Consider the following 8,862-nt stretch of genomic DNA (forward strand, 5'->3'; position numbering starts at 1 on the left):
GGTGGCGGTGGGGTGATTCCGCCGAGGAGGGCTTCGGCGCGCCGGCGGACGGCGGCGGGGTCGGGGTGCCCGGCTTCGCGCCGGCGGGGCCGCCCGCGGCGGTGTCGCGGCCGGTGGTCGGAGTGCGGGGGCCGGCCCGGGCCGGAGGCGGCTCCGGGGCGGCGCGTACGGCGTGCGTGAAGAGTCATGCCACGACGGTAGGGACGTCTCCCCGACCCCGTTCGGAACCTTCAATTCCGGTGGAGGGCCGAGCCGTTGTGGACAACCGGGCCACCCGTTCCGGTGTATGCCGCCGGGTCAGCGCGGGGAGACCACCGCAGCCAGCAGCCCCGGCCCGGTGTGCGCGCCGATGACCGCGCCGACCTCGCTCACGTGCAGTTCCACCAGCCCGGGGATGCGTTCGCGGAGCCGCTGCGCCAGCTTCTCCGCCCGTTCGGGGGCGGCCAGGTGGTGCACGGCCACGTCGACGCTCGCCGCGCCCGCCCGCTCGACCGCCAACTCCTCCAGCCGCGCGATGGCCTTGGAGGCCGTACGCACCTTCTCCAGCATCTGGATCCGGCCGCCGTCCAGGGTGAGCAGCGGCTTGACGGCCAGTGCCGAGCCGAGGAGGGCCTGGGCGGCGCCGATGCGTCCGCCGCGGCGGAGGTAGTCGAGGGTGTCGACGTAGAAGTACGCGGCCATGTCCGCTGCGCGCTTCTCCGCGGCGGCCACCGCCTCGTCGAGGGAGCCGCCCGCCTCGGCGGTCTCGGCCGCCGCCAGGGCGCAGAAGCCGAGGGCCATGGCGACCATGCCGGTGTCGACGACGCGCACCGGCACGGGAGCGGTCTTCGCGGCCAGCACGGCGGCGTCGTACGTGCCGGAGAACTCCGCGGACAGGTGCAGGCTCACGATGGCCTCGGCGCCGCTCTCCGCGACCGCCCGGTAGGCCCGGGTGAACTCCTCGGGGCTCGGCCTGGACGTCGTGACGGAGCGGCGCTTCTGCAGTGCGAGGGCCAGGCTGCGCGCCGAGATCTCGGTCCCCTCTTCGAGGGCCTCGTCGCCGAGGACCACGGTCAGCGGGACGGAGGTGATTCCGTGCCGCGCCATGGCCGGTTGGGGCAGGTAGGCCGTGGAATCGGTGAGGATCGCGACATGGCGGGACATGAGGCGGAGGTTACCGCCAGAGCGGGCGGGTCGGCAGCCCGACCCCTCCCGCCGCGTGGAGCGCGGGTGCGGCTCTCCGCGCCCGGAGCCGTCCGCGGGCCGCCGCGCGGGCTCGTCTCGGGTGGGCCTCTCAGGTGGTCGTCTCGGGTCGGGCGCTCTTCTGCCACGGGTACTGCGGCGCCGGCGCGGCGGCATCGAGGGCGGGAGTCTGCGCGGCCCCCCGCTGTCCGCGCGCGTCCTGCCGCTCCTCGCCGTGACCGCTCCCCTGGCCGTTCCCGGGGCCGGCCGCCGCCGGTCCCGCCTTGGCGTCCCAGGACGCCGCGGCCTCCGCGAGGTCGTCCAGCGGGTCCCGGCGCGAGGCGTAGTCCCGCAGCGCGTCCGACTCGACCTCGATCTGCGCCGACAGGGTCGACAGGTCGTCCTCGGCGAACCGGCGGGCCCGGTCGCGCGCGGCCCACCGCAGGGAGTCCGCGGACTGCGTGATCTTCGCCACCCGCTCCCGCAGGTCGGGCAGGGCCGCGGCGACCCGGGCCCGGTCGGGCTCCTGCTCCAGCCGCTTCAGTTCGCCGTCGAGCTCGTGCCCGTACGCGCTGAGCCGCTCGAAGAGGACGAGCGACTCCTTCAGCGAGGCGTCGACGCGGGAGCCGTCACTGAGGGCCTCCCGCGTGGTGCGCATGGACGTCCGCAGGTCGAGCCGGAGCTGGGCCAGCGAGCCGGGCACCCCGACCTGGCCGATGCTCTTCGCCTTGAGGGCGGTGTCCTCCACGGTCCGCTTGGCCTGGGTGATCGTCCGGTCCACGCCGCGCTTCGCCGCGCCGACCGCCTTGACCGTGGCCCAGGCGCCGAGGCCCAGGAGGGCGAACAGCATCACCAAGGTGAACATGATGATCAACGCGCCTGCCTCCACGAGGACCCCTTCCCCTGCCGTTTTCCGTCCCCTCCACCGTAAACGCAGCGGGCAGGCCGGGGGTTCCCATCGAACCCCCAACCTGCCCGTACGGGAAGACCCCGAGCGACGGCCGGCGCGTCGGCCTCCGGCTCCGGTCGCCGGCGTCAGACGACGATGTTGACCAGCTTGGGCGCGCGGACGATCACCTTGCGGATCGCGGCCCCGCCCACGGCCGTGACGACCGCCGGGTCGGCCAGCGCCAGCTGCTCCAGGTCGGCCTCGGAGATCGCCGGCGGCACCTCCAGACGGGCCTTGACCTTGCCCTTGACCTGGACGACGCAGGTGACGGTCTCGTCCACCACGTACGCCGGGTCGGCCACCGGGAAGGCCTGGTGCACGACCGAGTCGGTGTGGCCCAGGCGGTGCCACAGCTCCTCCGCGATGTGCGGGGCGAGCGGGGCGACCAGCAGGACCAGCGCTTCGGCGACCGGGCGCTCCAGGGGGCGGCCCGCCTTGGTCAGGAAGTTGTTCAGCTCGGTGATCTTGGCGATGGCGGTGTTGAAGCGCAGGCCCGCCATGTCGGCGCCGGCCCCGTCGATCGCCTTGTGCAGGGCGCGCAGGGTGTCCTCGCCCGGCTCGCCGTCGACGACGGTGACGGCGCCCGTCTCCTCGTCCACGATGTTGCGCCACAGGCGCTGCAGCAGGCGGTACTGGCCGACCACGGCACGGGTGTCCCACGGCCGCGAGACGTCCAGGGGGCCCATGGCCATCTCGTACAGGCGCAGGGTGTCCGCGCCGTACTCCTCGCAGATCTCGTCGGGCGTGACGGCGTTCTTCAGGGACTTGCCCATCTTGCCGTGCTCGCGCTTGACCGGCCGGCCCTCGAAGAAGTAGCCGCCGTCGCGCTCCTCGACCTCGGCCGCCGGGACGTACACGCCGCGTTCGTCGGTGTAGGCGTACGCCTGGATCATGCCCTGGTTGAACAGCTTGTGGAACGGCTCCGCCGAGGAGACGTGGCCCAGGTCGAACAGCACCTTCGACCAGAAGCGGGCGTACAGCAGGTGCAGCACGGCGTGCTCGGCGCCGCCGACGTACAGGTCGACGCCGCCGTGCGGCGCGCCCTCCCGCGGGCCCATCCAGTACTGCTCGATCTCCGGGTCGACCAGGGCCTCGCGGTTGTGCGGGTCCAGGTAGCGCAGCTCGTACCAGCAGGAGCCGGCCCAGTTGGGCATGGTGTTGGTCTCGCGCCGGTAGGAGCGCACGCCGCGGCCGTCGCCCAGGTCCAGCTCGACGTTGACCCAGGCCTCGTTGCGGGACAGGGGGGTCTCGGGCTGGGAGGCGGCGTCGTCGGGCTCGAAGGTGCGCGGCGAGTAGTCCTCGACCTCGGGCAGCTCCAGCGGCAGCATCGACTCGGGCAGGGAGTGCGCGACGCCGTCCTCGTCGTAGACGATCGGGAAGGGCTCGCCCCAGTACCGCTGGCGGCTGAACAGCCAGTCGCGCAGGCGGAAGTTGACGGTGCCCTCGCCGATGCCGCGCTCGGCCAGCCAGGCGGTGATGGCGGCCTTCGCCTCGACGACGCCCAGGCCGTCCAGGGAGATGCCCTCGCCGGCCGAGTTGACGATGGTGCCGTCGTACGAGGTGAACGCGTCCTCCCACTCGGCGGGGTCGGCGTCGCGGCCGTCGGAGGGCTCCACGACGCAGCGGATCGGCAGCTCGAAGGCCTGCGCGAAGGCGAAGTCGCGGGAGTCGTGGGCCGGGACGGCCATGATCGCGCCGGTGCCGTAGCCCATCAGCACGTAGTCGGCGATGAAGACGGGAACGGGGTCGCCGCTGACCGGGTTGACGGCGTACGCACCGGTGAAGACGCCGGTCTTGTCCTTGGCCTCGGCCTGGCGCTCGACGTCCGACTTGGCGGCGGCCTGCTTGCGGTAGGAGTCCACGGCCTCCGACGGGGTCGCCGAGCCGCCGGTCCACACCTGGTGGGTGCCCTCGGGCCACTCGGCCGGGACGATCTTCTCGACGAGGGGGTGCTCGGGCGCCAGCACCATGTAGGTGGCGCCGAACAGGGTGTCGGGGCGGGTGGTGAAGACGGTGACGGTGTCGTCGCCGACGGCGAAGTCGACGCGGGCGCCCTCGGACCGGCCGATCCAGTTCCGCTGCTGCAGCTTGATGGCCTCGGGCCAGTCCAGCGCGTCCAGGTCGTCCAGCAGCCGGTCGGCGTACGCGGTGATCCGCATGTTCCACTGGCTCAGCTTGGCCTTGAACACGGGGAAGTTGCCGCGCTCGGAGCGGCCGTCGGCGGTGACCTCCTCGTTGGCCAGGACGGTGCCCAGCCCGGGGCACCAGTTCACGGGGGCGTCCGAGGCGTACGCAAGGCGGAAGTCGTTGAGGACCGCGGACCGCTCGGCGGCGGTCAGGTCGGCCCAGGCGCGGCCGCCGGGGACCTCACGGCTGCCGTCCTCGAAGGCGGCGACCAGCTCGGCGATGGGGCGGGCCTTCTTCGCGTCGGCGTCGTACCAGGCGTTGTAGATCTGCAGGAAGATCCACTGGGTCCACTTGTAGTAGTCCGGGTCGATCGTGGCGAAGGAGCGGCGCTTGTCGTGGCCGAGGCCCAGGCGGCGCAGCTGCTTCTTCATGTTCTCGATGTTGGCCTCGGTGGACACGCGCGGGTGCGTGCCGGTCTGCACGGCGTACTGCTCCGCCGGCAGGCCGAAGGCGTCGAAGCCCAGGGTGTGCAGGACGTTGTGGCCGCTCATCCGCTGGTGGCGGGCGTAGACGTCGGTCGCGATGTAGCCCAGCGGGTGGCCGACGTGCAGGCCCGCACCGGAGGGGTACGGGAACATGTCCATGATGAACTTCTTGGGGCGCGCGACGACCTCGGCGTCCCCGGCCAGGTCACCGGTGGGGTTCGGGGCCTCGTAGGTGCCCTGCGCGTCCCAGACGTCCTGCCAGCGTGCCTCGATGTCGGCGGCCATGGCGGCCGTGTAACGGTGCGCCTCGGCCGCCTCGGCGGCCGGGGTGTTCGTCTCGCTCATGTCTTCGGAAGCTCCATCGATCGTCTCTGCCGTCTCTGCCTGCCCAAACGAAAAAACCCCTCGCACAGGAGGGGGAGCCGCGCCGATGCCGACCATCGCGGGGTCGGCCCTGATCAGCGCGGCTCGGTAAGCAGAAGGCGTACGGCACGCATGGCGCCAGGGTACCGCAGCGGCCCCGGCGGCCGCTCGACCGTTCCGCACAACGAGAAGCGGGCCACCCGATCCGGGTGGCCCGCTTCCGCACTGTGGAGCTAAGGAGAATTGAACTCCTGACCTCTTGCATGCCATGCAAGCGCTCTACCAACTGAGCTATAGCCCCTTGCTTCTCTGCCGCCGGGCCCCTTCTCGGTTTCCCTTGCCGGTTCCCCCTGGCGACACCCAGAACATTACACGGTTCCGGCCCAGGTCCAAAAACGAGATTCCGGGCCGATCGACATGTCCGCTCTTGCCCGTTTTGCGGCGTCTAGGCCCGGGCGAACTGGTAGAAGCGCTTCAGCGTGCAGTGCTCGTCGAGGAGCCGGCCGTAGATCGGCTCGCCCTCCAGCTCGCGGTACGTCTCGATGGGGTCGCCCTTGATGATCAGCGCCCGTGCGCACTCCTCGCACCAGTACTGGTAGTCGGGGTTGACCGGGTCCATGTCCCGCACGATCGGCGTGCCGTTGTTGCACCAGTCGCACCGGCGCCGGTGTGCACCCATCCGTCAGCGACTCCCTCCCGCGTCGGGCCGTCGACTCCCCCTCCGGCCGTCCGATTCTGCCACGCGGGCGCGCGGCAGGTCAGCAAGCGCAGGGAAGGGGCAAACGCAAGGATCCCGCCCCCTGTTGGGGACGGGATCCTGATTGTGGAGCTAAGGAGAATTGAACTCCTGACCTCTTGCATGCCATGCAAGCGCTCTACCAACTGAGCTATAGCCCCGCTCTCCGCCTCGCTCCCCCGTTTCCGGTGTTCCGCGCTGCGAACAAGAAGAACTTTAGCCGCGACCAGCCGGAAAGTGAAATCCGGGTCGGGGGCGCCTCTGAGACGGGCTCAGACGGGCCCCCGGCGGAGCTCAGTCGTCGTCGCCGAGCACGGGTTCCGGCAGCGTGCCGGCGTTGTGCTCCAGCAGGCGCCAGCCGCGGGCGCCCTGGCCCAGGACGGACCAGCAGCAGTTGGAGAGCCCGCCGAGGCTCTCCCAGTCGTACGGCTGGAGGCCGAGCAGCCGGCCGATCGTCGTGCGGATCGTGCCGCCGTGGCTGACCACCACCAGCGTGCCGCCCTCCGGCAGCCGCCCGGCGTGCTCCAGCACCACGGGGGCGGCCCGGTCGGCGACCTCGGTCTCCAGCTCGCCGCCGCCGCGGCGCACGGGTTCGCCGCGCTTCCACGCGGCGTACTGCTCGCCGTGCTTGGCGAGGATCTCGTCGTGGGTCAGGCCCTGCCACTCGCCGGCGTACGTCTCGCGCAGCGCGGCGGTGCGGGCCACGGGCAGCCCCGTGACGGCGGCCAGCTCCGCCGCCGTGTCGGAGGCCCGCTGGAGGTCCGAGGCCACGATGGCGTCCGGCCCCATGGAGGCCAGCAGGCGGGCGGCGCGGCGGGCCTGCGCCACACCGGTCTCGGTCAGCGGGATGTCCGTGGAGCCCTGGAAGCGGCGCTCCAGGTTCCAGGCGGTCTGTCCGTGCCGCCACAGGACGATCTTCCGGCCGGTCCGGGCCGGCCGCCCGGGGGCCGTGCCGGCGGCGGCCGCCTGCTGCGGGTCCGGGCCCTCGCCCGGCTGCGTGCTCGCGCTCAGAACAGATCACCGTCCAGGTCGTCGTCGCCCTGCGCCTCGCGCAGCTTGGCGTACTCCTCGGCCTTGCCCTTGGTCAGCTTGGCGTCCTCGGGGAGCTCGATCTCGGGGCAGTCCTTCCACAGGCGCTCCAGCGCGTAGAAGACCCGCTCCTCGCTGTGCTGGACGTGGACGACGATGTCGACGTAGTCGAGCAGGATCCAGCGGGCGTCGCGGTCGCCCTCGCGGCGTACCGGCTTGGCGCCGAGCTCCTTGAGGAGGCGCTCCTCGATCTCGTCGACGATGGACTTGACCTGGCGGTCGTTGGGCGCCGAGGCGAGCAGGAAGGCGTCGGTGATCGACAGCACGTCGCTGACGTCGTACGCGATGATGTCGTGCGCGAGCCGGTCGGCCGCCGCCTGGGCGGCGGTGGTGATGAGCTCGATGGAGCGGTCCGTGGCGGTCACTGGCCATGCTTTCGGGTCGGCGGGCAGATCCCTACAAGGGTCTCATGTGCCGCCGACGCCGCCCGCGCCGTGCGTCCGGCCGCGGCCGGCAGCGCGTCAGGAGGGCTTCCAGTCCCTGCCCAGCGTCACGACGACGTCGGCGTTGACCGGGTTCTCGCCCTTCTTCACCGCCGTCTCCGGCAGCCCCAGCGTCTTGGCGACCTCGGCGGCCCGGGGGCGCTGGGCGTCGTCCTGGTAGGTGACCTGCGTCGCGGACTGCGGCCGGTCCGCCCTGCCGCCGTCGACGAAGGTGTAGCCGCCGTTGAGGAGTGCGGCCCTGGCCGCGACCTGGGCCTTGGCGTCGCCGGTGGCGTCCCGCAGGCCGACGCGCGGCGCGGCGCCGGGCTGCGCGGCGGTGAAGCTGCCGCCGAGCACCTCCCTGACCACGGTCCGGTTGGCCTCGTCGGTGAGCGTGCCGTCGGGCTTCACGCCGAGCACGTCGGTGCGGTACGCGGACTGCCCCTCCTTGGCGTGCTCGCCGAGCCGGGCCAGCATCGCGCCGAGGGTCTCGGCGTTAAGGGAGGGGTCGAGGATCTGCCCCATGCTCTCCACGGTCGTCGTGGCCGACCGCGCGTCGCCGGGGATCTTGCGCAGCACCCCGTACAGCACCCGCCCCAGGCGCTCCAGCTGCTCGGCCTCCGGCTCGCCGGGGGCGCGGTGGGTGGCGTAAGCGACGGCCATCGCGCCGCTCAGGTGCTGCTTCGCGCCCTGCCCCACTGCGGGGACCTTGGCGGCGTCGTCGGCCGGGATCGCGGTGTCGGTGTCGGCCTCGATGCCGCCGACCAGCTCGACGAGGTTTTCGAGGAACGGCGTGTCCAGGCGCCAGGTGCCGCCGATGCCGGTGCCGAGCACGGAGTCGAGGGACTCGCGCACACCGAGGCCGCCCTCCTCGACGGCCTTGCCCAGGGGGGTGGCGGTGCCGTCGTCCCCGGTGACGCCGAGGGTGTTGGGCAGCAGGACGGTGGCGCCCCGGCCGGCCGTGACGTTGTCGACGAGCAGGGCGGTGGAAGTGCCGCCCTTCTTCGTGTTGTGGACGTGCACGACGATCATGTCGCGCTTCTGCGGCCCGGCGGCTGCGGCGCCGCCCTCGGAGTCGGCCCCGCCGAGGAAGGGCAGCATGCCCGCCCACCAGAGGTAGCCCGCGCCCGCGACCGCGACGAGCGCGAGGACGGCGGTCAGGGCGACGACGCGGTTGCGGCCGCGGCGGCGGGCCTCCTCGCGGCGCTCGGTGCGGCTCTCGGTGAACTTGAGCCAGTCGATGACGTCCTCGGAGTCCTCGTCCGGCTGGTCGATGAACGCGAACTGCCCGGTCCGGTAGCCGGCGTCACCGCCGTCTCCGGCACCTCCTCCGCCGGCGCCGTCCGCGGCCCGGCGCGGCTCCGGAACCTGGGCGGTGCGCGGCTCTGCGGCGTCCGGGGCTGCCGCGGGCTGCGGGGCGGGCTGCTGGGCGGGCTGCTGGTGCGGGATCCACTGCTCGCGCAGCTGCTGCTGCGCGTCCTGCCCGTACGTCCCGGCCGCGGGGTACTGCTGGGGGGCGTACTGATGGGG

The 8,862-nt window shown here is 72.6% G+C and carries 7 protein-coding genes, 2 tRNA genes and 1 pseudogene; all 10 read right to left on the reverse strand.

The annotated features are described in order from the left end of the window. Positions 1-188: pseudogene (locus EF903_RS34775) on the reverse strand (ComEA family DNA-binding protein); the annotation flags it as partial. A gap of 109 nt (positions 189-297) precedes the next feature. Beyond that, positions 298-1,143: a DegV family protein gene (locus tag EF903_RS23090; RefSeq protein ID WP_125546126.1), complete on the reverse strand. Its 846-nt coding sequence runs from the start codon at positions 1,141-1,143 to the stop codon at positions 298-300. Between the two features lie 130 nt (positions 1,144-1,273). Beyond that, complete coding sequence (locus tag EF903_RS23095; RefSeq protein WP_125546128.1) at positions 1,274-2,026, reverse strand: hypothetical protein; 753 nt, start codon at positions 2,024-2,026, stop codon at positions 1,274-1,276. A gap of 170 nt (positions 2,027-2,196) precedes the next feature. Next, positions 2,197-5,067, reverse strand: coding sequence for a leucine--tRNA ligase (leuS, locus tag EF903_RS23100; protein ID WP_125546130.1), 2,871 nt, complete (start codon positions 5,065-5,067; stop codon positions 2,197-2,199). 246 nt (positions 5,068-5,313) lie between these two features. Beyond that, a tRNA-Ala gene (locus EF903_RS23105) sits at positions 5,314-5,386 on the reverse strand. A 144-nt stretch (positions 5,387-5,530) separates the two neighbouring features. Then, complete coding sequence (locus tag EF903_RS23110) at positions 5,531-5,764, reverse strand: hypothetical protein (RefSeq protein ID WP_008738908.1); 234 nt, start codon at positions 5,762-5,764, stop codon at positions 5,531-5,533. Positions 5,765-5,909: 145 nt separating this feature from the next. Continuing rightward, positions 5,910-5,982 (reverse strand) — tRNA-Ala (locus EF903_RS23115). Between the two features lie 133 nt (positions 5,983-6,115). Next, the gene (locus EF903_RS23120; protein ID WP_125546132.1) at positions 6,116-6,736 is read right to left on the reverse strand and encodes a histidine phosphatase family protein; all 621 of its coding nucleotides are present in this window, start codon (positions 6,734-6,736) and stop codon (positions 6,116-6,118) included. 92 nt (positions 6,737-6,828) lie between these two features. After that, positions 6,829-7,275: a ribosome silencing factor gene (gene rsfS, locus EF903_RS23125; RefSeq protein ID WP_114057521.1), complete on the reverse strand. Its 447-nt coding sequence runs from the start codon at positions 7,273-7,275 to the stop codon at positions 6,829-6,831. Positions 7,276-7,371: 96 nt separating this feature from the next. Next, positions 7,372-8,862 (reverse strand): LCP family protein (locus EF903_RS23130; RefSeq protein WP_148142557.1); only part of this gene is annotated, 1,491 nt, incomplete at its 5' end.

The sequence above is a fragment of the Streptomyces sp. WAC05292 genome (genome assembly GCF_003949955.1).
Classification (GTDB): Bacteria; Actinomycetota; Actinomycetes; order Streptomycetales; family Streptomycetaceae; genus Streptomyces; species Streptomyces globosus.